Below are 23,665 nucleotides of genomic sequence, written 5' to 3' on the forward strand. Positions count from 1 at the left end.
GGTCAGCCGATCCGCAAGGGTCATACCCAACAACCCTACCACAGTTTTACACTATAGAGAACGCGTGCGTGCGACCCGACCGTCGCACTGCGCGCGTCGATACGCTGTGGACCGGCTTGGGCGGCACGCGAAACGCACCGTACAAGAAAGGAGCCGGACGCCCCTCGCGGGCGCCCGGCTCCACGTGACCTCGGTCAGTCTCTAGACGCGCTGCCTAGAAGCCGTACCGAATCCCGAAGTTCGCCTGACGCGGGATACCACCAGAGCGCAGCGACGTGTAGTTCAGGAAGTTGCCGCTGTCGTAGTTCCCGGTCGGGTTGTTGAAGTTCGGGCGGTTGAAGAGGTTGATGATGTCGAAGTAGATGTCGAGCGTGTCCCCCTCCGCCGGGCGGGCCCGCCACCCGAACCGCAGGTCCAGGTTGATGAAGTCCGCCGCTCGCGCGCCGCCCTGGCGGCCGTTGTGTTCCACCGTGATCGGGTTCCGGTGCGTGCGATCGGGGAATATGGCCGTGGGGTTGTAGGACCCGGCGGGAAGCGGATCCCAGTTGGTCCCGTTCCTGTCCAGGTCGACCCGGGCGTTGTAGACGGTGAACGGGTTCTTGCTCATGTAGCGGAAGATGGGGCTCAGGGTGATCCCACCCGGCAGCTCCGTGCGCCCGCTCAGCGTCAGGATGTGCAGGCGGTCCTGCTCGGCCGGCTGCCAGTTCCGGTCCATGTGCAGGTTGCCGAGGACCTGGGTCTGGACGCCGTTGAGGCTGACGCCGTTGGTGCCGTACTGCTCGAAGGTATCGCCGCGCGAGTGGCCCAGCGCGTACGAGAGCCGCATGCCCCAGCGGTCCGAGTAGCGCTTCTCCACCGAGACGTTCAGGCCGTCATAGGCCGACAGCCCGACGCTCTCGATCGACAGCAGCCGCCCCTGCCAGACGCCAATCGGCAGGCCGGCCGGACCGAGGCCCGTCGCCGGATCCACCTTCGCGCACTCCATGGCGAGCAGGGCGGGATTGCTGTAGAGGCCGGCGGTCGCCGCCCCTGCCGCACAGCTCGGGAACGAGTTCAGCCCCCCGATGCCCGGCGAGCCGTTCTCGGGCCGGTCGTAGACCCCGCCCCGCTCCGTCCCGTACCACGCATCGTACCACGTGAGCGGGTCGCTGCTGTCGGTGCCGGAGCGCAACGGCGCCACGTAGTTGATGCGGTTGAGCAGTCCAGAGCCCCGGATGTTGACGTAGTCGACCCCGACCGACAGCGTCGGCATCAGCTCGCGCTCGAAACCCAGCGTGAGCTGCTTGAACAACGGCTGCTGGCGGCGGTAGTTGTCGATGTAGACGTTCGACTCGTTGAAGCGGTCCGTGGTGCCCGGGGGGTAGACCGAATTCACGAAGTCATGATTCACCAGTGGGCAGTGCGACGCGCCGTCGCGGATGGTCGCCGGCCCGCACTCCCCGGCCGCCGCCGAGCCGATGCGCAGGGCCTGCTGCAGCTCGGGGTCCTGGATCGGCATGCCGTTCCGCGGCCCGGGATCCTCCTGTCCGCCCTGCTCGCCCCCACCGCGGGGGAACGAGGCGACGAAGGAGTTGTTGATGACCGGATCCTGCAGGACGTTGTCGAGCCCGCTGAAGAGCGTCCGGTCATAGAAATACCCGTAGCCCGCCCGCAGAACGGAACGGCCGTCGCCCGTCACGTCGTAGGCGACCGAGAGCCGGGGCGAGACGTTGTTCCAGTCGCGCGGATCCGTCCCGGGCACCATCAGCGGGTTGTCGGTCCGTGCGGCGCTGATCATCTCGGCGTCCCACCGCACCCCGAGCCCCAGCGTCCAGCGCTCGTTCAGCGTCCACTTGTCCTGGAAGAACGTCTCCCACGTGTTGATGGGGTAGGCGAACTGGTTGCCGGTGGGCGCGCCGACGCGAATCTGGAGCCGTTCGGGGTAGGTCGAGTAGTCGTTGATGTCGAACGGCATGTCGGTATTGAAGTGGAACGCGCCGCCCAGGAAGTTCTCGCGGAAGTCGTCGATGAACGACCGGTGGAACGTGCCGCCGAACTTGAAGTCGTGATCGCCCATCTTGTCGGGGACGAACCACGAGGTGGTGTTGTTGTACTGCCACTGCGAGTCGATGCGGCCGCCGGCCCACGGCGCGATATTGTCCCAGAAACTGCTCATTCTGTAGCCGGGCGCCAGGTTCCGCATCTGCCCGTCGCGGGTCACGTGCCCGTTCAGGTCGTACCATGCCGGAGAGGCCCCCGCGGCGTTCTCGTAGCTGCGGGTGATCCGCACCGTGTTGACGACGTTGTTGCCGATGACGCTGGTGTAGCTCCCGACCCAGATCATCTCGTCGTCTTCCTGGTTGTGCCCCGAGGTCAGCGTCCGGTTGCCGTAGCGGTCGGTCTCCGGGCTGAGCTCGCGCATGAACCGCAGGGCCCACGAGTTGTTCCCGTTGATCTGGTGGTCCACCCGGTACATGGTGTTCCACGCACGCCATTTCTCCGGTACGGACCAGTCCAGATCCGGACGGCTGTTGAACTGCCGCGTCCTGGCCGGGTTGGTCAGCCGCCGCTCGAGGCTCACGAAGAAGTGCGCCCTGTCCTGCACGATCGGCCCGCCGAAGACGCCGCCGAACTCGTACTTGTTGTTCGGCGGCTTCTCTACGCTCGAGTCTTCCTGGAACAACTGGTTGTTGAAGTAGTCGCGCGCCGTCATGCCGGTGCTGGTGCTGTAGCTGAAGCCGGCTCCGGACCACTGGTTCGTCCCCCGCTTGGTCACCGCGTTGATGACGGCGCCGGACGAGCGGCCGAACTCGGCGTCGAACTGTCCGCTGACGACCTGGAACTCCTGCACAGATTCGATCGCCACCTTGACTTGGCTGCCGCCCGCGCCGCCGCCGGTGGAGTCGTTGTTGTACCCCCCGTCGACGTTCAGCGAGCTGGCCGCGGCGGTCTGCCCGTTGGCGATGATCCCGTCGTTGCCCTGCGAGCTCGACGGCAGGAACTGGATGCCCGGCAGTAGCGAGATCGCGGCGAACGCGCTGCGGTTGACCAGCGGCATCTCCACCAACTCGGCGTTGTCGAGCGTGCCGCCCACCTCGGCCGAGGTGAGGTCGACCAGCGGGGCCTGCCCGGAGACGGTCACCGTCTCCTCGAGGGCGCCCACGCCGAGGATGATGTCGAGCGGGACGGTCGCCCCGACCCGCAGCTCGTAGCCGGTCGTCTGGAACGTGCTGAAACCGGGCAGCGCGGCGGTGACCGTGAAGACCCCCGGCAGCAACTGCGCCGCGAAGTAGCTTCCGTCACCGCCGGTGATGACTTCGCGGAAGGTCCCGTCCGCCTCGTTCTGGATGAAGACGGTCACCCCCGGAAGCGCGCCTCCCGTCTCGTCGGTGACCGTCCCTCGAAGCTCCGTCCGACCCACCTGTGCCAGGGCCGGCGCCGCCGCCGCGCCCACGAGCGCGCCGACGATCAGGAATGTCGTAAGCCTTCGCACTATTCCATCCTCCTTCTAAAACCGAAACGAACGATCAGCGGTTTTTTCGGATTGACGCAGGCGGCCACGTTGCCGACTGCCCGTGCTTCCCGGCTCTACCTGTCTCACTGCCCTCCTTGATAACACTCAACCCGCGAAATCGCACCCTAGCGCAGACGCGCGTCGGTTGGCAAGTCCGTTTCGCCCCCGCGCGCCCCTGGTGCGCTCTGATTGCATACTCCGGGCCATCTCGTCAGCGACGCTGCGGAGCCCGGCAACGCCCGCCAATGTTCGCGTCGCGTGACAGATCGCCACGCCCTCGCCACGGCGGGATCCCGATTCCTGGATCCGGGATCCCGGATCCTCGCCGGCCCGGGAGGCGTACAGAAGGGGAGCCGGACGCCCTCGGGGGCGCCCGGCTCCAAGTGACTCCGGTCAGACTCTGTACGCGCCGCCTAGAAGCCGTATCGGATCCCGAAGTTCGCCTGCCGCGGGATCCCGTTGGAGCGCAGCAGCGTATGGCGTGCGAAGTTGCTGTCGTTCTGGTTCCCGTTCGCCCACGACGCGACGAAGAAGTTCGGGCGATTGAACACGTTGATGAGGTCGAAGTAGATGTCGAGCGTGTCCCCCTCCGCGGGTCGGGCCCGCCATCCGAACCGCAGGTCCATGTTCATGTAGTTGCCCTGGCGGGCGCCGCCCTGCCGGCCGTTGTGCTCCACCGTGAACGCGTTGGGGCCCTCGCCCGTGTACGTCCCCGCGGGAATCGGGTCCCAGTTGGTGCCGTTCCGGTCCAGATCCCACAGGCTGTTGTACATCGTGAACGGGTTCGCGCTCATGTAGCGGAAGATGGGGCTCAGGGTGATCCCGCCCACCAACTCTGTGCGCCCGCTCAGCGTCAGGACGTGCTTGCGGTCGTGCTCCGCCGGCTGCCAGTTCTCATCCATGTTGAGGTCGCCGAGGACCTGGGTCTGGACGCCGTTGACGCTGATGCCGTTGGTGCCGTACTGCTCGAAAGTGTCGCCGCGCGAGTAGCCGAGCGCGTACGACAGCCGCATGCCCCAGCGGTCCGAGTAGCGCTTCTCCATCGAGAAGTTCAGGCCGTCGTAGGACGAGAACCCGGTGCTTTCGATCGACAGCAGCCGGCCCTTCGCCCAGACGCCGATCAGCAGGCCGGTCCGCGGATCGATGCCGGTCACCGGATCCGCCTTCGCGCACTCGGCTTGAATGATGGCGGGATTGCTGCTGTAGAGATGGGCATCGGCCACCGCCTGCGGACAGCTCGGGTAGAACACCGTGTCGGTCCGGTTGTAGACCCCACCTCGTTCCGGAAACACGTCGTAGTACGTGAGATCGGAGGAAGCGTCTATCGAATCGCGGAGCGGCGCCACGTAGTTGATGCGGTTGAGCAGTTGGCTGCCCCGGATGTTGACGTAGTCGACCCCGATCGACAGCGTCGGCATCAGCTCGCGTTCGAACCCCGCCGTGAACTGGGCGAACACCGGCTGCTGCCGCCGGTAGTTGTCGATGAAGGTGTTGGCCTCGTTGAATTGAGTCGACGTGCCGGTGGGGTAGATCGTCTCTATGAAGTCGCGATTCAGCAGCACGCACTCTGCCACGCCGTCGCGCGTGGTCGCCGGCCCGCACTCCCCGGCCGCCGCCGAGCCGATGCGCATGGCTCCCGCCAGCTCGGGATCCTGGATCGGCATGCCGTTCCTCGGCCCGGGATCTTCCGCCCCGCCCTGGTCGCCGCCGCCCCGGGGGAAGGAAGCGACGAAGGAGTCGGTGATGATCGGATCCTGCAGGACGTTGTCGAGTCCGCTGAAGAGCGTCCGGTCGTAGAAGTGCCCGTAGCCCATCCGGATGACGGACCGGCCGTCGCCCGTCACGTCGTAGGCGAGCGACAACCGCGGCGAGATGTTGTTCCAGTCGCGCGGGTCGGTCCCCGGCACCATCAGCGGATTGTCCGTCCGCCGCGCGCTCAGCAGCTCCGCGTCCCACCGGACGCCGAGCCCGACCGTCCAGCGTTCGTTCAGCGTCCATTTGTCCTGGAAGAACGCCTCGAACGTGTTGATGGGGTAGGCGAAGTTGTTGCCGCCCGGGTTGCCGACGCGAATCCGGAGCCGTTCAGGGTAGGTCGAGTAGTCGTTGCGGTCGAACGGCAGGTCGGTCGCGAAATGGAATTCACCGCCCAACCAGTGCGCGGCGAAGTCGTCGATGGCCGAGTGGTGGTAGGTGCCTCCGAACTTGAAGTCGTGATCGCCCATCATGTCGGGGACGAACCACGACGTGGTGTTGTTGTACTGCCACTGCGAGTCGTCGCGATTCCACGCCCACGGCACGTAGTCCTGGTAGCTGTTGTAGATGTAGGCGGGCGGGAGGTTCCGCATCTGCCCGTCGCGACTGATGTTCCCGCCCAGCTCGTACCATTCGGGAGGGCCGCCGCCGCGGGCCTCGAAGACGCGGGTGACCCGCGCCGTGTTGACGACGTTGTTCCCGATGACGCTGGTGTAGCTCCCGACCCAGATGTAATCGTCTTCCTCTCTTTGGAGCGGCGAGATCACGGTGCGGGTGCCGAGCTGGTTGCGCTCCGGCTTCGACTCGTCGACGTACCGCAGGGCCCAGGAGTTGTTGCCGTTGATCTGGTGGTCTATCCGGTACATGGCGTTCAACGCCCGCCACTCCTCGTTCGACGACCAGCTCAGATCGGGCAGGCCCGGGCCACGGGAGCCGAAGACCTGCGCCCGGGCCGGGTTGGCGACCCGCCCCTCCAGGCTCACGAAGAAGTGCGCCTTGTCCTGCACGATCGGCCCGCCGAAGACGCCGCCGAACTCGTACTTGTTGTTCGATGGCTTCTCGACGGTCGGGTCCTCGGCGAACTGCTGGGCGTTGAAGAAGTTGCGCGACGTCATGTTGGTGCTGGTGGTGTAGCTGAAGCCGGCGCCGGACCACTGGTTCGTGCCCCGCTTGGTCACCGCGTTGACGACGGCGCCGCTGGAGCGGCCGAACTCGGCGTCGAACTGGCCGCTGATGACCTGGAACTCCTGCACCGACTCGATCGCGATCCTGACCTGGCTGCCGCGGGCGCCGCCGCTGCTGGAGCCGCTGTTCGAGCCCCCGTCGAAGTTCAGCGAGCTGGCCGCGGCGGTCTGGCCGTTGGCGATGATCGTGTCGGCGCCCTGCGAGGCCGACGGCAGGAACTGGATCCCCGGCAGCAGCGAGATCGCGGCGAACGCGCTACGGTTCTGCAGCGGCATCTCCGTCAGCTCCCCGCTGTCGAGGGTGCCGCCCACCTCTGCCGAGGTGAGGTCGACCAGCGGGGCCTGCCCGGAGACGGTCACCGTCTCCTCGAGGGCGCCCACGCCGAGGATGATGTCGAGCGGGACGGTCGCCCCGACCCGCAGCTCGTAGCCGGTCGTCTGGAACGTGCTGAAACCGGGCAGCGCGGCGGTGACCGTGAAGACCCCCGGCAGCAACTGCGCCGCGAAGTAGCTTCCGTCACCGCCGGTGATGACCTCGCGGAAGGTCCCGTCCGCCTCGTTCTGGATGAAGACGGTCACTCCCGGGAGGGCTCCCCCCGTCTCGTCGGTGACCGACCCTCGGAGCTCCGTGCGGCCCTGCTGTGCCACGGCCGGTGTCGCCGTCACGCCGACGAGCGCGGCGACGGTCAGGAATGTCGTAAACGTTCGCACTGTTCCACTCTCCTTCCAAGACCAGCGCCCCAAAAACGAGCGCCACGATGCTTCGAATTCGACGCGGACGGCGACGACGACTACGGCGACGACGACTACAGGTGTGCTGTTGCGTGATTCTCGGCTCCAGGCTCCTCCTCGATGCTTGCAGGACGCGAAATCGCAACGTAGCGCAGACGCCCGCCGGTTGCAAGCCCCTTTTTTTCCGCCGCGCAGCGCCTGCCTGCCTCTCGAACGCAAGCTCCGGGCTGCTCGAACTCGAAACGACGCGGCCCAGGTCGGGATGGTCCGACAGCGTTTCGATGCCCTCGACAATCGCACCCCGTGGGCTCTCGGGCAGTGCCCGGTCTCGGCCGGGCAAGGGGTGCTACCCTCTTTGGACACGGCTTCCCTCCACCACCTATGAAGTCCACCGCTACCCTCGCCCTCGCCGTCCTGCTCGGCGCGACCGGCTTCGCTCAGGAGCGGGCGCGCACGTCGGCCGCGCCGGACGCCCTCGCACGCACCCCGCCCCTCGCGCTGACCCCGACCGAGTACAACAACACCATCGCGGACCTGCTCGGTTTTCCGCGGGACGGCGAGCGCTGGCCGCCGCGGCCGGCCCTGGCCGACACGCTGAGCCCGCGGCGCGCGGCGAGCAAGGGGGTCTTCCTGCCCCCGCCGCCGCCCCCGGTCTGGCCCTGGCGGTTTCCGTCCGAGCCGGGTGCGGGCGGCTTCGAGGGAATCGCGCAAGGGCAGAGCCCGTCGTCCTACCAGGTCGAGGAGCTGCACCTCGCGGCGATGCACTTCGCCTCGTTCACGCTGCTGTCGCCGACGTTCTTCGCCTGCGACGACCGGGCCGCGTTGTCGCCCGCCGAGCGGGAGGACTGCGCGTGGACCAGCATCGAACGGTTCGCCGGGCGCGCCTGGCGCCGGCCGCTCCGCGGCGGCGAGCGCGAGCGGATCGGAGCATTCTTGCGAACAAGTCTCGCGGCCCACCCGTTCGATGAGGCAGTCGCGCTCACGGTCGCCGGCATTCTGCAGTCGCCGGCGTTCCACTTCCGGCTCGAGCGGGGCGACACCGCCGGGGGCGGACCCACGGATTGGGAGCTGGCGACCCGCCTCTCCTACTTCCTCTGGGATTCGATGCCGGACGACGAGCTGTTCGCGGCCGCGGCGGCCGGTGAGCTGTCCACGCGGCGGGAGATCGAACGGCAGGCGCGACGGATGCTGGAGGATTCGAAGGCCCGGCCCGCCGTCGTCCATTTCCACAACCAGTGGCTCGGAACCGACGACGTGCTGCGCATCGCGCCCGCGCGCCGCGCCTTCGGGCCGCGCTTCGGCATCGAGCCGGAGCTGGAGACGGCGCGCGACGACGATGTCGAGTGGCCGACCGTCCTGGGACCGGTGCGGCACTCGCTGAAGCTGGAGACCGAGCTCTTCGTCGAGCAGACCATCTTCGACGGCGACGGCACGTTCACCGCCCTGATGACCGACCACCACGGCTACCTGTCGGACGCCACGGCGCCGATTTACGGCGCGGGCGCCACGCGACTCACCGACCGGCCGGCGGTGACCCGGCAGATCGAGTTCGTGGCGGCGTCCATCGGCCGGGAGAAACCGCTGCCGCTCTACGCGGCGGCGTTCCCGCCCGACCAACGGGCCGGGATCCTGACGCACCCTTCGGTCCTCGCCGTCGGCGCCTACGCCGTGCAGCCCGGGCCGATCCTGCGGGGCGTGCACGTGCTGGAGCGCATCGCCTGCACGGAGCTGGGAACACCGGTTCAGGGCGCCGAGACCGCGCTGCCGCTCGACTCGCTGGCGGTCGAGAGCACCAACCGCCAGCGAACCGCGGCCGCTACGGCTCCGCCGACCTGCGTTTCCTGCCATCGGCGAATCAACCCGCCGGGTTTCGCGTTCGAGCACTACGATGCACTCGGCGCCTGGCGCTCGCACGACAATGGTCAGCCGGTGGACGCGAGCGGCTCCCTGACGCTGCCCGGCGGTGAGACGTTCACCTTCGCTGACGCCATCGACTTCGTCCATCAGCTCGCGGCCAGCGACCGCGTACGCGATTGCTACGCGTTGCACTGGACGCGCTATGCTCTGGGCGACCGGATCGACGCCGGCACCCCGGAGCTGCGGTCGATTCAGCAGGGCTTCCGGGAACACGACTCGATCGAGGAGTTGCTGGTCTCGATTGCCGGCAGCGACCTGTTTCGCCGAGGTTCGACGACGCAAGTCCGAGGAGCGGCCAGATGATCTCGCGGCGGCATCTTCTTCGGGCGGGCGGCCTTACGGCACTCGGAGCCGCGTGGCCGGGCGGCGTGCTGCGCGCCGCGGCCGAAACCGCCGCGCCGCCCCGGCGGCTCGTCCTGATCAGTCACTGCCACGGGTGGCCGTACGCCGACTGGCGCATGCGTCCGCCGGGGATGCCCGAGACGCGGCCCTGGTCACTCGATCTGACGCCTCTGACCGAGCGCGATCTCAGCGCGCCGCTGGCCCCCCTCCACCCGCACCGGCGCCGACTGCTCGTCCTCGACGGCCTGTCGCTGGCGACGGCGGAGCTCGACGCCGGGGGAAACCGCCACGACCGGGGCTGGATCCACGCCTGGACCGGCAACAACGCCGACTTCTCGGGGCGGGACACGCGCTCGACTTCCGCGTCGCTGGACCAGCTCGTGGCCGCGCACGTCGCACGGCCCGACCGGCTGCCGTCGCTGGAGCTGTCGGTGGATGCGGCGCTCGAGGCCGGCCGGCCCATCGCCTACAACCTCGGCGGCGTGCGGCTGCCGGCCGAGAACACACCGTTGCGCGCGTGGGAACGGGTATTCGGACCGGCGTCTTCCGGCGACGCGGTGGGCGCGCGCCGGCGCGACACGCTCGACTTCGCGTACCGCGAGTACCGCGCCTTCGCTGCCCGCTTCGGCGCCGCCGAGCGGGCGCGCATCGAGTCCCATTTCGGGCTCGTCGACCGGCTCGGCCGCAGGCTGGAAGGTCTGGCGACCCTGGCCTGCGATGCCCCGCCGCGGCCGGCCGCCGCGTTCGAGCAGTACGACCGGCGCTTCGACGCCTTCGCGGACATCATCGCCGCGGCGTTCGGCTGCGACATCACCCGGGTGGTCTCCCTCTCCCTCGGCGAGATGCCGACGACGGAGTTCGGCGCGGATCACATCAGCGACAAGGTGCACAAGGGCATCGCGCACTACATCTACGAAGACCCGGCCAAGCACGCCGCGATGAGCGACTACGTGCGACACCACGCCCGGCAGGTCGCGCGGCTCGTCGACACCCTGGAAGCGATCCCGGACGCCGGCGGCGGCTCGGTCATGGACAACACGCTCATCGTCTGGGGCTCCGAGCTCGGCGACGGCTGGCACGGCTACAGCCGCTACAACCCGGTGCTGATCGGCGGCTCGTGGGCGTTCCGGAGCGGGCGTTACCTGCACTGGCCCCACCGGACGCCCGTGCAGATGCGAGTTCCACCGCACATCGCGTCAGGCGGCAGGACCCGATTCGCCGGCGTGCCTCACCAGCGGCTGCTGGTGAGCGTGGCTCGCGCGATGGGTCTGCCCGTCGATCACGTCGGGCTGCGGCAGGTGCGCGGGCAGCGCGGCGACTTCGTCGACGTGTCGGGCCCGCTCGACAGGCTGACGGCATAGACCTTCCAGCAGCGTCGCGCTGCGCCACCGCTCGAAGAACCGTCCTCCGGGGGAGCAGTAACCACGGCTGGTCGACGGCTGTGGTCCATTCCATGTATTCTTGACCATGTTAGTCACAGGAGGGCTCCCCGATGGCCGAATCCCCGTCCGAGCGGTATGCCAAGCCGACTCGGCAGCGCTGGAAGCTCGGAGAGGCCAAGGCCAGGTTCAGCGAGGTAGTCCGCCTCGCCGCCTCGGGCCAGCCGCAACGGGTCACGGTGCGCGGAGGGTCCGCGGTAGTCGTCGTGGCGGCCGATGAATTCGACAGTCTCCGGGCCAGACACTCCGCACCGAGCCTGCATGATCTTCTGTCCGGTTCCCCGCTGAACCGCCTGGAGTTCGGGGACGAAGGCGTCCGGAGCCCGGTTCGCGAGGTCGACCTTTGAACGGCTGGCTGCTCGACACGAACGTGGTGTCCGAGCTGCGCAAGACGCGTCCTGCCGCGCGCGTGAAGGCGTGGTCGGATGCGCAGCCGCCCGACAGCCTCTTCCTCAGCACGGTCACGCTCGCCGAGATTCGGTACGGGATCGAACGCCAGTCGGATCCGGCGTTTCGGCAGGAGCTCGAGAGCTGGCTCGACGGCGGACTCAGGCCGTGGTTCGCACGGCGCATCCTCCCGGTGGACGAAGACGTAATCCTGGAATGGCGCCGCATGGTCGCCCGCGGCAGGAAGCAGTCGATCACGTTCAGTCAGCCGGATCTCTTCATCGCCGCGACCGCGCAGGTGCATGCGCTGACCGTCTGCACGCGCAACGAGAACGACTTCCGCGCCGCGAAGGTCCCCGTTCTCAATCCCTGGTCGGCGTGATCGCCGGAACCCGCATGCCGGTCGTATGATACGAGGCATGTCCAAGCGTCGCTTCGCGTCCACGCCCATCGCGCTCGCGTTGCTCTTGCTGCCGGCCCCGGCCGCCGCCCAGCCGGCGGATGACGAGTCCGCGCATCGAACCCTGAGCACGGAACAGGGCGAGTGGCCCAGCTACGGCGGTGACGCCGGACACACGCGCTACTCGCCGCTCGACGAGATCGACGCCTTGAACTTCGGCGCCCTCGAGCTGGCCTGGCGCTTCAGGACGGACAATCTCGGTCCCGCGCCCGAGTTCAAGCTGGAGGGGACGCCGCTGATGGCCGGCGGGGTGCTCTACGCCACCGGCGGCACGCGCCGCACCGTGGTCGCGCTCGACGCCGCGACCGGCGAGCTGCTCTGGATGCACCGGGAGGACGAGGGCGAGCGGGCCGCGGCATCGCCGCGCCGCCTGTCGGGCCGCGGACTCGCGTACTGGTCCGACGGCCGGGAGGCGCGCATCCTGTACGTCACCATCGGCTTTCGCCTGGTGGCGCTGAACGCGGTCACCGGCGAGCGGATTCCCGACTTCGGATTCGGCGGCGCCGTCGACCTGAAGGCAGCCGCCTTCGTCGGCGACGGGCGGCGGATCGATCCGGTCACCGGGGCCATCGGCTCGAACGCCACCCCGACGGTGGCGCGCGACGTCGTGGTCGTTGGCGGCACCTTCGCCGACGGGGCCGCACCCCCCACCCACAATCACATCAAGGGACTCGTGCAGGCGTTCGACGTCCGCACCGGCCGGCGCTTGTGGACCTTCAACACGGTTCCCCGCCCCGGCGAGTTCGGCGCCGACACGTGGCTCGGCGATTCATGGGGCACGAACGGCAACAACGGCGTCTGGACGCAGATTTCCGCCGACGCCGAGCTGGGCATCGCCTATCTGCCGGTCGAGTCCCCGACCGGCGACTACTACGGCGGACACCGCCCGGGCGACAACCTCTTCGGCGAAAGCCTCGTGGCCGTCGATCTGCTGACCGGCGAGCGGCTGTGGCACTTCCAGCTCGTCCACCATCCCCTCTGGGGCTTCGACATGGCCAGCCCGCCGATCCTGGCCGACATCACCGTCGACGGGCAGGAGATTCGGGCGGTGGCGCAGCCCGGCAAGCAGGCGTTCCTCTACGTCTTCGACCGGGTCACGGGCGAGCCGGTCTGGCCGATCGAGGAGCGGCCGGTGCCGCAAGGAGACGTCCCGGGCGAATGGTACTCGCCGACGCAGCCGTTCCCGACCAGACCGCCGGCCTACGACCGCCAGGGGGCGTCCATCGACGACCTGATCGACTTCACGCCCGAACTGCGCGCCGAGGCGGTCGAGCTCGTCTCCCGCTACAAGCTGGGACCGCTGTTCACGCCGCCGGTCGTCAGCCGGCCCGAGGGGCCCATCGCCACGCTGGGGCTCGGCGCCGGCAGCGGCGGCACCAACTGGCCGGGCGGCGGCTACGACCCGGAGACCCGCATCCTCTATGTGCCGTCGCGCACCGGATTCTACTCCTGGGAGCTGATTCCCAGCCCCGGGCCCGACGTGTCGGATATGCGCTACGTCAAGGGGACCGCGCAGTACGGGGTCGGACACGGGGGCTTGCGCGCCCTCAACGTGCGCGGGCTACCGCTAGTGAAGCCGCCTTACGGGCGTCTCTCCGCAATCGACCTCGACCGGGGCGACATCCTGTGGCAGCGGCCGCACGGTGAGACGCCGGATCTGGTGAAGAACCACCCGGCGTTGCAGGGGCTGGAAATCCCGCGCACGGGCGAGCCGTGTACCCATCTGATCGGTCCGCTCGTCACCGCCACCTTGATCGTGATGGGCGAGTGCGGCTTCCACGAGACCCCCGGCGGGCGCGGCGCGATGCTGCGCGCCTACGACAAGGCGTCGGGCGACGAGGTGGGCGCGGTCCTCATGCCGGCGCCGCAGTCGGGTTCGCCGATGACCTATCTGGCCGGCGGGCGGCAGTACATCGTCCTCGCCGTCAGCGCGCGCGGTTACCCGGGCGAGTACGTAGCGTTCAGGCTGCCCTCGTAAGCACCTTGCGGAACCGCAGGCGACCACTGGCGGGCGAGACTCGGATGGTGAGATTCTGGAGGTCGCACATGGTTTCGGCACCGCGCCCCCGACGTACGCGGCTCCCGGCGGCAACCGTTCCGGCGGTTTGCCGCGCGGCAGTCGTCCTGTTCCTTGCAGGCACGCAACCCGTCCTGGCGCAGCCGTTCGACGGCCAACGCGACACGCAGCCCGAGAGCGCGACGCTGGCCATCGTCGGGGGCCTGCTGATCGACGGACACGAGGGACCACCCCTGTCCGGGGGCATCGTCCTGGTCGACGGCGACCGCATCGTCGCCGCGGGCAGCCGGGAAGCGCTCGACGTACCCGCCGACGCCGAGGTCATCGACGCCACGGGGATGACCGTCATGCCGGGACTCATCGACGCCCACGTCCACCTGGACATTCTCGGACACTCCGACTACCAGCACTGGCACGGAACGCACCGCCCGAACTACGCCGACATCATGGCGGTCTCCTCCCGACAGCTCCTGCTGAGCGGGGTCACCACGGCCGTCGACCTGGCGGGGAATCCGGACGCGCTCATCACGACCCGGGAGCGGATCGAGAGCGGCGAGATCCCGGGCCCCCGCATCGTCGCCAGCATGGGCTGGATCACCAACTGGACCGACGAGCAGGTCCGACGGCACCACCGCCGTACCCACACCGTCAACGTCCGCACCGTCGAGGAGGCGCGGGCCGCCGCGCGCACCGCCATCGCCCAGGGGGCCGGGATCATCAAAGTCCACACGGGGCTCTCCGAGGCGCAGTTGCGAGCGATCGCGGCCGAGGCCGACCGGAACGGCCTGCGGATCACCGGGCACGTGGGCGACCGCGACGATCTGCTGATGCGGATCCGGTCCGGCCAGGACGGCATCGAACACCTGTCCCTGGCGGCCGGAGACAGCCCGGCCATCCATCCCGACGTCATCCAGGGCCTGGTCGATCGGCGGACCTGGGTGGTGCCGACGATGATCCAGACGATGGCGCAGGGCCTGACCGCGGAATGGCCCGACCGGCGCGACAACCCGCGGGCACGCGCGCTGACCCCGCCCGACCTGTGGGCGGACATCCGGCGCTCCATCGAGAACCCGCGGCGGTTCGGCTACTTCGGGGGCGGCCTGCGCGTGAGCCGCTTCGAGGCGCTGGGCGCGAGGCTCCGCCAACTCCGGGATGCGGGCGTGCGGGTGCTGGTGGGCACCGACGCGGGCACGCCGCTCAACTTCCACACCGATGCCACCTGGCAGGAAATGGACCTGATGGCCGGCTTCGGGTTCCCGCCGATGGAGGTGCTGGTCACCGCCACGCGGCGGAACGCCGAGTACCTGGGGCTGGAAGACGAGCTGGGCAGCCTCACGCCCGGCAAGCTGGCCGACATCATCGTCGTCGACGGCAACCCGCTGCTGAGCATGCGGGACCTGCGCAACGTCGTGGCCGTCGTAAAGGACGGCCGGGTCTACAAGCGGCCGGACGCGGGAGTGCGGTAGTTCAGGCCGCCACCGGGATCCTCCGGCCACAATGTCGCGACAGGCCGCTCGCGGCCGTCGTGGTAGCATGAAATTCGTGACCGCGGAAGAGTTCTCACTTGTGACGACCGGCCTGGGCAGCGTGATTACACTGCTGCTCGGCCTCCTGGTCTGGTTCCTCCGGCGAGAGATCAAGCAGAACGACGAGGCTCACAAGAATCTGGGACAGCGGATCGACCGGGTCGAAGGCAAGATCGACCACCTTCGTGAGGATGTAGGCGTGCTTCGCGAGGACATGGGGGTGCTCAAGGGTATTCTCATCCGGCACTACGGCAATCCCGACCACGCACGCCAGGAGTCTGCGCCGTAGAACGGCGTAGACTGCCAGTCGTCATCACTTTCCGCGGCCCACGGCAATGCAGACACCACGGATCGGACCAGCCATCGTCTTGTTGCTTGCAGTCGCCACCGGTGCGCCGGCGCAGGTCCCCGCGACGTACGAGGCGGTCCTGTTCGCCGAGGATGTCATGGTCCCGATGCGCGACGGCGTCCGGCTCGGCACCGACGTCTATCGGCCGGCGCGCGACGGCGCACCCGTAGAGGAGCCGCTGCCCGTCCTGCTGCAGCGCACTCCCTACGGCAAGAGCGGACGCGGGCTCGTCGAGCGCAGCCTGTACTTCGTCGAGCGCGGCTACGTCGTGGTGCTGCAGGACATGCGGGGCCGGTACGAGTCGGAGGGCACGTTCTCGAAGTACCACGACTTCGACGCCCCCGACGGCTACGACACGGTCGAATGGGCCGCCACGCTCCCTTACACCTCCGGCGAGGTCGGCATGTTCGGCACCTCCTACGGCGCGCACACGCAGGCCGACGCGGCCAAGATGAATCCGCCGCACCTGCGCGCGCTGCTGCTCAACCAGGGGGGCATCTCCCGCCCCTGGGCGCACAAGGTCCGCAACCACGGCGCGTTCGAGTTGGGACAGCAGCTCGGCTGGGCCTTCGGCCAGCTCCGGGTCTCGCCCGACCCGGTGGTGCGAGCCACGTTCGAGGCGGAAGACGTCGCGGACTGGTTCGCGGCGATGCCGCTGCGGCCGGGCCTCAGTCCGCTGGCCGCGGCGCCCGAGTTCGAGGAGTACGTGCTCACGCAGATGACGCACGGAGACGACGACGATCCCGACGCCGACTTCCGGCACTGGGATCGCATCGGCGTGAGCTGGCGCCGCTACTACGGGCGGACGGCGGACGTGCCGATGCTGCACGTCGCCGGCTGGTACGACCCCTACTGCGGCAGCATGTTCGAGAACTTCCGCGGACTGTCGGCGGCCAAGACTGCACCGCAGCGGTTGCTGGTCGGCCCCTGGACGCACGGCGGCAACACCCGCTCCTACGCCGGCGACGTGGACTTCGGACCGGCGGCCGCGCTGCCCGACTTCGCCACGGAGCTGCACCTGCAGTGGTTCGACCGCCATCTGAAGGACCGGCCCACCGAGGCCGACGACTGGCCGCCGATCCGCCTGTTCGTGATGGGCACGGGGGACGGGCGCCGGGACGAGAACGGCCGGCTGCGCCACGGCGGCTACTGGCGCGACGCCGAAGAGTGGCCGCTGCCCGAGGCGGAACCGACCCGCTACTATTTCCACGCGGACGGCACGCTGCGCACGACCCCGCCGGCGGGCGGCGTGCCGCCCACCACCTACACCTACGACCCGGCCCACCCGGTGCCGACCATCGGCGGCTCGTTCTCGGGCGTGCTCAAGCGCGGCGCCTTCGATCAGCGGGAACGCGAGTTCCGAAGCCTCCGGGGCGGCTCGGAGAACGGCTTCTACGGATCGCGGCCGCCCTATCTGCCGCTGAGGACGCGGCCCGACGTGGTGGTGTTCCAGACCGCGCCGCTGGAGGAACCGGTGGAGGTCATCGGTCCCGTCACGGTCCGGCTGTATGCGTCGTCGACCGCGGTCGACACGGACTTCACCGTGAAGCTGGTCGACGTCCACCCGCCGAGCCGCGACTTCCCCACCGGCTTCGACATGAACGTGACCGACGGGATCCTGCGAGCGCGCTATCGCAACTCACCGAGCCGGCCGGAGTTGATGGCGCCGGGGGAGGTCTACGAGTTCGAGATCCGGCCCTACCCGACGGCGAATCGCTTCCAGGCGGGCCACCGGATCCGCATCGACATATCGAGCAGCAACTTCCCCCGCTTCGACGTCAACCCGAACACCGGCGAGCCGCTCGGGCGGCACCGGCGGGCGATTCGCGCGGACAACTCGATCCACCACGCGGCCGCCCACCCTTCGCACGTGATCCTGCCCATCGTCCCGGCGCCGTAGCGCCCCGAAACGCCGCGGTTCTCGGCGGAATCGGCGGAGCGACGAACGAGCCCGAAATCGGGCGCGCCGCCGCTCCGGGTCCGGAGCCTACTGGCCCTGCTGCGCCTCCAGGAACCGCGCGTTGCGCAGCGCGTGCTCGATCGCGTAGTTCCCCTCGTGGCAGGCGAACTCGTAGACCACCCCGGTGCCCGGCGACGGCCGCATGAAGATGCGCGCGGTCCAGGGCGCCGTCCAGGTGGCCGGATCGTCCAGCGTGTACTCGTACTGCAGCAGCTCCGGGCCAACGCGGGTGAAACGCTCGGTCACGTGCACGTCGCGCGTCGACCCGCTCGCGCCGCGCGAGAGGTTCGTGGTCTCGACCACCAGGGTGTCGCCCTCCCACTGCGCCCGCGAAGATCCCACGGCGCTCGGCGGGCCGAGCCGGCTCGGCGCCGCGCCGCCGATCGGAATGAACCGGGTCTCGTGGTACATCTCCTTCAGGATGGCCACCTGCGTGGGCGTCTGAAAGATCTGGTACGTGCTGTTGTAGCCGCGCCCGCTCAGCAGCACGCCGCCGCCGAGACAGCGGATGTTCGGATCGATGCGCACTATTTCGTCGGCCAGGGTCGGCCGCTCGGGCAGCGGCGACGTACGCTCCGCCCGCTGCCGCGCAGCGCGCTCCTCCGCCTCCGGGGTCCTGGGAGGCATGCGTCCGTTGGGCGGATCGACGATCAGCGACGTGCGGTTCTCGAACCAGCGGCCGCTCATCCAGAACTGGTTGTAGCTGCCGGTCGATCGACGCCGCGGCCGGTTCGCAGCCTGCGCTTCGTCTGCCGGCTCAGCCGCCAGGGCGGCCAACGCCCGCCGGAACGGCGTCTCGCCGAACACCGCGTCGCCCCCGACGGCCGAGTATTCGCTGGCGTGCTCGGCCAGTGTCGCCACCTCTTCGTCGGTGAGGAACTCGCGGTCTCCCAGCTCTTCCGGCCGCTGCAGCGGCGTCGCCGAGTCGCTCGCCCAGACCCCCTGCAGATCCGGCCGTCCGTCCGCCAGGCGGGGAACCGTCCAGCCCTCCGGGGCCTGCGCCACCGCCACCGCCGGCGCCGCCGCCAGCGCCGCCGCCACCATGCACGCCGCCATGCGCTGCCTGTTCATGTCGACCTCCCTTGAGAAACCTGGGTCATCCTCGGAGCCGCGGCGAAATCGCGAAGTCCCGCCACGGAAACCCTCGTCGCTGTCCGGTACCGAGACGATAGGACCCGGCGGCCGGATCGCGCAAGCGCGCGATCAGCCCCCGATGCCGACGAGGCTCATCATCGCCAGCGTCACGATCGGCACCAGCACGATGGCGAGAACCCCCATCAGGAGACCGTACTTGATCATGCGGGTGATGGGGATGCGGCCGGACGCGTAGACGATGGCGTTGGGAGGCGTCGACACCGGCAGCACCACCGCCACCGACGCGCCGAGAGCCGCGGCGACGGCCGGCGTGATCGGATCGACGCCGGCGGCCACGGCGATGGAGATCACGATGGGCACCGCGATGTTGGCGGCGGCGGTGTTCGACATCGTGTTGGAAAGCACCACCGTGAAGAGCGTCGCCGCGAAGGTGATGGGAACCACGCCGTTGGACGGCACGAGACCGGTAATCCCCTCGCCGACCACCTGCGCGAGCCCCGTGGCCCCGGACAGCGTCCCGAGCGAGAGCCCGCCGCCGAAGAGCAGGATGGTGCCCCAGTCGATCTGCGCGGCCTGCTTCCAGGTCAGCGTCGACCGTTGGGTGCTGCTGACCGGCAGCAGGAAGAGCAGGACGGCGCCGGTCAGCGCCGCCACCGACTCCGGCACGCTGGAGAGCACCGCCACCGCGAACGGGTGCTCGCGCCCCAGAAGCAGCGGCAACAGGCCGGGCCCGATCCAGAGCAGCACGGTCACCCCGAACGCGATGACCGCGTTCCGCTCGCCCGGCTTCCAGGGGCCGAGCGCGCGCTGCCGCTCGGCGATGATCGCCTCCGCCCCCGGGATCTCGGTGATGCCGGTCCGTCCGACCCAGTTCAGGTAGACGAACACGATGCCCATGAAGATGGCCGTCACGGGAACCGCGAGCAGCATCCACTCGACGAACGAGATGCGGACGCCGAGCTGCTCGCCGATGAACCCGATGGCGATGATGTTGGGCGGCGTGCCAACCGGCGTCGCCATGCCGCCGATGGAGCAGCCGTAGGCGGTCATCAGCATGAGGGCCGTGCCGTAGTGCTTCGGCAGCTTCCCCTCGGACTCCATGAAGACGACGAGCGACACCCCGATCGGCACCAGCATGGCGGTCGTGGCGGTGTTGCTCATCCAGGCCGACAGGAACGCGGCGAGGGCGCCGTAGGCCACGAGAATGCGGGTCGGCCGGGCGCCGATGAAGCGCCACGACAGGACTCCGTAGGCGATCCGTTCGTTCACGCGATGCACGAACAGCGCCTGGGCCAGGATGAAGCTGCCGATGAAGAGGAAGATCAGCGGATTGGCGAACGGCGCAAGGACGTCCCGCACCGGCGCCACGCGCAGCATGACGGCCAGCACCGGACCGAGCAGTGCGGTGACGGCCAGCGGCAATGCCTCGGTGGTCCAGAAGACGATGACCAGCGCCATGACCGCCGCCAGCCGATGCCCCTCCGGGGTCAGGCTGCCGAACGGAAGGAGGAGCACCAGCAGGAACAGCGCCGGCCCGAGCAGCAGGCCGACCCGGCGGCGCTGCTCGTCGAACCGGGCCTGTGCGTCCTGCACCGCCTGCACGTCGGAACCGGGCGTATCCGTCATCTGGCCGCCTAACGTAACACGAAACGGGTCGGCTCGTGTCCGGATCGGGCGGGAACGCGGAACCGCCGCCGCGCGGTGAGATTGCCTGGAGGAATCGATCTACAATCGGGTAACGCAGAGAGAGGTCATACGATGCACCCTGAACTGATGCTCGCGCTGATTGGTCCCATCGGCCCGATGGAACTGATCATCATTCTCGTCATCGTGATCCTCATCTTCGGCGCCAATCGGTTGTCCGGTCTCGGCAAGGGACTGGGCCAGGCGATCCGGGGATTCAAGGACGAGATGAAAGTCGACGAGAAGTCGGAGAGCTCCGAATCGAACTAGTCGCCTGCGCCGTAGAACGCAGCGAAGCAAGTTCTGCGTTGCCGGCTCCTGGAGCGATGGGGGCTGAGGCCGGACACGGCGTCCCGCGGCGAGTCTCGCCAGCGTGGCCTCGGGGCTGCCGGGCGAGCCTGCGCAGGGAGCGTCGCCGGCAGAAGACTCCCCCCCCAGGGGACCCTGATCGACGGCGCTCCCAAACGAGGCGAAGACGGCGGACGACATACCGGCGCCCTCCACCGTCACAACCACACCCACTCTCGCATGGGTGGCCTACTTGCGGGGCACCTCCAGCTCGGTGAGGTGGGCGACGAGCTCCTGTCCCGCCCGCGACATGCTCACCCGCTTGTCGATCCTGAGGATCTTCCCGTCGGGACCGATGATGAACGTCCACCGGTTGGGCATCGACCACGCCGCGTTCATGACGCCGTACGCGTCGGCGACGCCCCGGCCGGGATCGCTCAGGATCGGAAAGTTCGCGTCGAGCGATTCGGCGAACCGCCGATTGGTCTCCGCGTCGTCGACGCTGATCATGAAGTACCGGATGTCGAACTGGTTCAGTTGGTCGCTGGAGTCACGCAGCGACTCGCACTCGGCCGTTCAACCGCCGGTGAAGGCCTTGAGAAACCACGCCAGCACGACGGTCGTGCCCTCGTACTGGGCCAGGGTGTGGGTGTTCCCGTCGCTGCCCGGCAACTCGAAGGGCGGCGCGACGTCGCCGACCTCGAGATCAGCCGCCAGCGCGCCGCCGGCGCCGCACACGACGACGGCCAGAAGGGCAGCCGACACGCACAGTCGTTTCATGCGTCCTGTACTCCTTCGCTGGTGCGGGCGCGCCTCGCTCCGCGCCTGCATGTATCCCTTGCACTCTCGATACGCACAGGATATTGCAGCCGCCACCGCTTCGGCCAGCGGACCGGACCGCGACCCGCAGCGCAGTGACGCCACGGCGGACGACGCGCCGGCGGAAGGGACCGCATGAACTCCCCGGCGCAACCGGACCCGCGGCCGGCCGGTCGGCCGGCGAGCCGTCCGCGCCTCCTGCCGCGGTTGGCCGCGACGGGCGCAACCGTGGTGACTCTCGGCGCGCTGGCCACGGTCGCAATCCAGGTCGACAGGTTCTCCGCCGACCCGCCGGCGGTGGACGCCCCGGCGCTGCCGCGCGGCGACACGTTGCAGCGCCCCGCTCCCCCGGCCGCCGGCCCGCGACCGGGCCAACCCGTCATGGGCGGCCCGGGTTGGCGTGTCGTCAGCGTCAATTCGGTCTCCGGCGTGCTGATGATGATCGTCGAGACGGAGAGGCTCGACGACATGACCGAGATCGCCCGCGAGGCCGTAACCCCGGCCGCGGCGCAACTCCTCGAAGCGCTGGTCTACTTCCACCGCCCCGGAGCGTCCGACGCGGTGGGTCGGGTGCAATGGACGCCCGACGGCGGCTACCGACCCCTCAGGTTCGGGGAATAGCCGCGTCGCGCGACGTCCGGCGGGACGGCGCACAGGCCCGGGCGAACCGCGAGACGAGCGGCGCACATCAACGGACCAGGCGCGTCTCCGGGAACTGCGAGTACCAGCCGAACCAGAACGCGCGCTGCGCCGCCACCCGCGGCGCTTGCCGCGCCGGGTCCGACGTATCGATCAGCGCATCCTCCGTCACCTGCCAGCGGCCGCCCTCCGCGTCGACGACGAGGAGGTCTCCGGCGAGCCGCTCGAAGTTCGTCGAGCCGGCGTCGTAGACGCGGTTCGCGCCCTCGCGGCTCGTCACGATGAGAAGACGGCGCCCGGCGTGCTCTTCCAGGTGGAGTCGGTGGTCCTCGAGGAAGTCGGCCGAGACGGCCAGGGGCCGGCGGGCGCCCCGGGCGTCCTCGAGAAGCATGACCAGCACCTCGTCCTTGTTGTCGAGCCGATCGTCGCGCTCCGGGACGTCGAACATCAGGTCGTCGGTCCGGAAGTAGGCGCGGTAGGCGACCCCTTCGCGGTAGTCCCGCCGGTGACCGGTGTCGAGCGAGAGAACCGTCGTGTCGGGATGCATGCGGCGCCATTCGCCCCAGGTGGTGGTGACGACCGACCGGTGCGTCAGCCGCCTGCCGGACCCGACCAGCGTGCCGAGCACCGGAACGCCCTCGAAGGTGTTCCACAGGCTGCGGGTGCCGTGATCGAACATCAGCTTGTTGGATCGATACAGCAGGCCGCTCGTCCCGAACCGGATGTGCTCGCCCTCGACCACGCTCTCGTAGGGAATGACGGTGCCGCACAGCGTGCAGTAGACGATGGTCAACTCGACGCCGCCCAGCCGGTCGAGCGCCATCTCGTGCCAGGCCAGGATCCGCTTCGGATAGGCGCGGGTCTCGCCGCCGGCCGCGACGCCGAACACGACGTGGTCGTCATCGAGGTAGTCCGCTTCGCCGGCCGCCAGGTGGGCGGGGTACTCCAACGGCGGAATGCCGTTGACGTCCACGCCGCCCCAGTCGATCTCGTCCAGCCGGATGGTCGAGAACACGCGGCGTGGAAAGAAGTCGGCGAAACGAGGATCCATCTGGGCGTACCACTGCCCCTTGAAGAAGCCGTAGTCCGGATGCGGATCGTACGGCTGGTCCCAGATCCACTGGTGCGCCCGCCGAATGTCCCCGCGGAAGCGCTGGCCGGTCTGCCGCTCGAGGAACCGCATCAACCGCCGCCACACCCGGGTGCTCGGGTGTTCCGGCTGTATCCATTCCAATCGGTCGCCGGCGCCGGGATTCGTCGGATCGGCGCCCAGACCCGGGGGCCGGACCGCCGGCCGGCGGGGGGGCTGCATGAACCGCACGAGGTCCCAGATGATCCCGGCGTAGCCGTTCCGCCAGCGTGCCGCGATCTGTTCCAGCGCCGCATCGGCGATGTCGCCGTCATCGTGGATCGCCTGAAAGAAGAGGCGAACGTCCGGATGTCCACCGGCAGGCGCCGGCTGCGCCCACGCTGTCGAGCCTGCCGCGAGGAACAGCACGACACCGGCGGCGGCGATGGATCGCTTCATCTTGCACCCTCTTTCGGTCGTTCCGGCGCATCCGGACGCGCGACGGCCGCCCGCG

The 23,665-nt window shown here is 69.1% G+C and carries 17 protein-coding genes; 10 read left to right on the forward strand and 7 right to left on the reverse strand.

Annotated features, from left to right (window positions below; translation table 11 throughout):
- Positions 1-214: 214 nt before the first annotated feature.
- Together F4X11_08900 and F4X11_08905 are read right to left on the reverse strand one after the other, a co-directional pair.
- Positions 215-3,475 (reverse strand): TonB-dependent receptor, encoded by a 3,261-nt coding sequence (locus F4X11_08900; GenBank protein ID MYN65132.1) that lies wholly within the window; start codon positions 3,473-3,475, stop codon positions 215-217.
- Between the two features lie 431 nt (positions 3,476-3,906).
- Positions 3,907-8,178 (reverse strand): hypothetical protein, encoded by a 4,272-nt coding sequence (locus F4X11_08905; protein MYN65133.1) that lies wholly within the window; start codon positions 8,176-8,178, stop codon positions 3,907-3,909.
- On the opposite strand from F4X11_08905, the gene F4X11_08910 reads away from it, so the two are divergent.
- The 8 genes from F4X11_08910 (at position 7,543) to F4X11_08945 (ending at position 17,498) form a co-directional block, all read left to right on the forward strand.
- On the forward strand, positions 7,543-9,381 hold the full coding sequence (locus tag F4X11_08910) for a DUF1592 domain-containing protein (protein MYN65134.1): 1,839 nt from the start codon (positions 7,543-7,545) through the stop codon (positions 9,379-9,381). The genes F4X11_08905 and F4X11_08910 overlap by 636 nt on opposite strands.
- Positions 9,378-10,781, forward strand: coding sequence for a DUF1552 domain-containing protein (locus F4X11_08915; GenBank protein ID MYN65135.1), 1,404 nt, complete (start codon positions 9,378-9,380; stop codon positions 10,779-10,781). The genes F4X11_08910 and F4X11_08915 overlap by 4 nt, the downstream gene beginning before the upstream one ends.
- Before the next feature lie 131 nt (positions 10,782-10,912).
- The gene (locus tag F4X11_08920; GenBank protein MYN65136.1) at positions 10,913-11,206 is read left to right on the forward strand and encodes a type II toxin-antitoxin system prevent-host-death family antitoxin; all 294 of its coding nucleotides are present in this window, start codon (positions 10,913-10,915) and stop codon (positions 11,204-11,206) included.
- Positions 11,203-11,628, forward strand: a complete 426-nt coding sequence (locus F4X11_08925) for a type II toxin-antitoxin system VapC family toxin (protein ID MYN65137.1) — start codon at positions 11,203-11,205, stop codon at positions 11,626-11,628. Before F4X11_08920 ends, F4X11_08925 begins: the two co-directional genes overlap by 4 nt.
- A gap of 37 nt (positions 11,629-11,665) precedes the next feature.
- Entirely contained in the window at positions 11,666-13,684 is a 2,019-nt protein-coding gene (locus tag F4X11_08930; GenBank protein ID MYN65138.1) for a PQQ-binding-like beta-propeller repeat protein, read from the forward strand.
- 44 nt (positions 13,685-13,728) lie between these two features.
- Positions 13,729-15,189, forward strand: a complete 1,461-nt coding sequence (locus F4X11_08935; GenBank protein ID MYN65139.1) for an amidohydrolase family protein — start codon at positions 13,729-13,731, stop codon at positions 15,187-15,189.
- Positions 15,190-15,256: 67 nt separating this feature from the next.
- Positions 15,257-15,538, forward strand: a complete 282-nt coding sequence (locus F4X11_08940) for a hypothetical protein (GenBank protein MYN65140.1) — start codon at positions 15,257-15,259, stop codon at positions 15,536-15,538.
- Positions 15,539-15,584: 46 nt separating this feature from the next.
- Positions 15,585-17,498: a CocE/NonD family hydrolase gene (locus F4X11_08945; protein MYN65141.1), complete on the forward strand. Its 1,914-nt coding sequence runs from the start codon at positions 15,585-15,587 to the stop codon at positions 17,496-17,498.
- Positions 17,499-17,585: 87 nt separating this feature from the next.
- On the opposite strand, the gene F4X11_08950 is transcribed toward F4X11_08945, so the two are convergent.
- Positions 17,586-18,629 carry a hypothetical protein gene (locus F4X11_08950; GenBank protein MYN65142.1) on the reverse strand — a complete coding sequence of 348 codons (1,044 nt, stop codon included), beginning with the start codon at positions 18,627-18,629 and terminating at the stop codon, positions 17,586-17,588.
- A 132-nt stretch (positions 18,630-18,761) separates the two neighbouring features.
- Positions 18,762-20,279: a DASS family sodium-coupled anion symporter gene (locus tag F4X11_08955; protein MYN65143.1), complete on the reverse strand. Its 1,518-nt coding sequence runs from the start codon at positions 20,277-20,279 to the stop codon at positions 18,762-18,764.
- 159 nt (positions 20,280-20,438) lie between these two features.
- On the opposite strand from F4X11_08955, the gene tatA reads away from it, so the two are divergent.
- Positions 20,439-20,606: a twin-arginine translocase TatA/TatE family subunit gene (tatA, locus tag F4X11_08960; GenBank protein ID MYN65144.1), complete on the forward strand. Its 168-nt coding sequence runs from the start codon at positions 20,439-20,441 to the stop codon at positions 20,604-20,606.
- Positions 20,607-20,873: 267 nt separating this feature from the next.
- Here tatA and F4X11_08965 read toward each other — a convergent pair whose 3' ends face one another.
- Positions 20,874-21,182 (reverse strand): redoxin domain-containing protein, encoded by a 309-nt coding sequence (locus F4X11_08965; protein ID MYN65145.1) that lies wholly within the window; start codon positions 21,180-21,182, stop codon positions 20,874-20,876.
- 18 nt (positions 21,183-21,200) lie between these two features.
- The gene (locus F4X11_08970) at positions 21,201-21,455 is read right to left on the reverse strand and encodes a redoxin domain-containing protein (protein MYN65146.1); all 255 of its coding nucleotides are present in this window, start codon (positions 21,453-21,455) and stop codon (positions 21,201-21,203) included.
- Between the two features lie 123 nt (positions 21,456-21,578).
- Between F4X11_08970 and F4X11_08975 the strand changes: the two genes are divergently transcribed.
- Complete coding sequence (locus tag F4X11_08975; GenBank protein MYN65147.1) at positions 21,579-22,064, forward strand: hypothetical protein; 486 nt, start codon at positions 21,579-21,581, stop codon at positions 22,062-22,064.
- 67 nt (positions 22,065-22,131) lie between these two features.
- Here F4X11_08975 and F4X11_08980 read toward each other — a convergent pair whose 3' ends face one another.
- Positions 22,132-23,610: a DUF3179 domain-containing protein gene (locus F4X11_08980; GenBank protein MYN65148.1), complete on the reverse strand. Its 1,479-nt coding sequence runs from the start codon at positions 23,608-23,610 to the stop codon at positions 22,132-22,134.
- Positions 23,611-23,665: the final 55 nt, after the last annotated feature.

It is taken from the genome of Acidobacteriota bacterium, assembly GCA_009861545.1.
Taxonomy (GTDB): domain Bacteria; phylum Acidobacteriota; class Vicinamibacteria; order Vicinamibacterales; family UBA8438; genus WTFV01.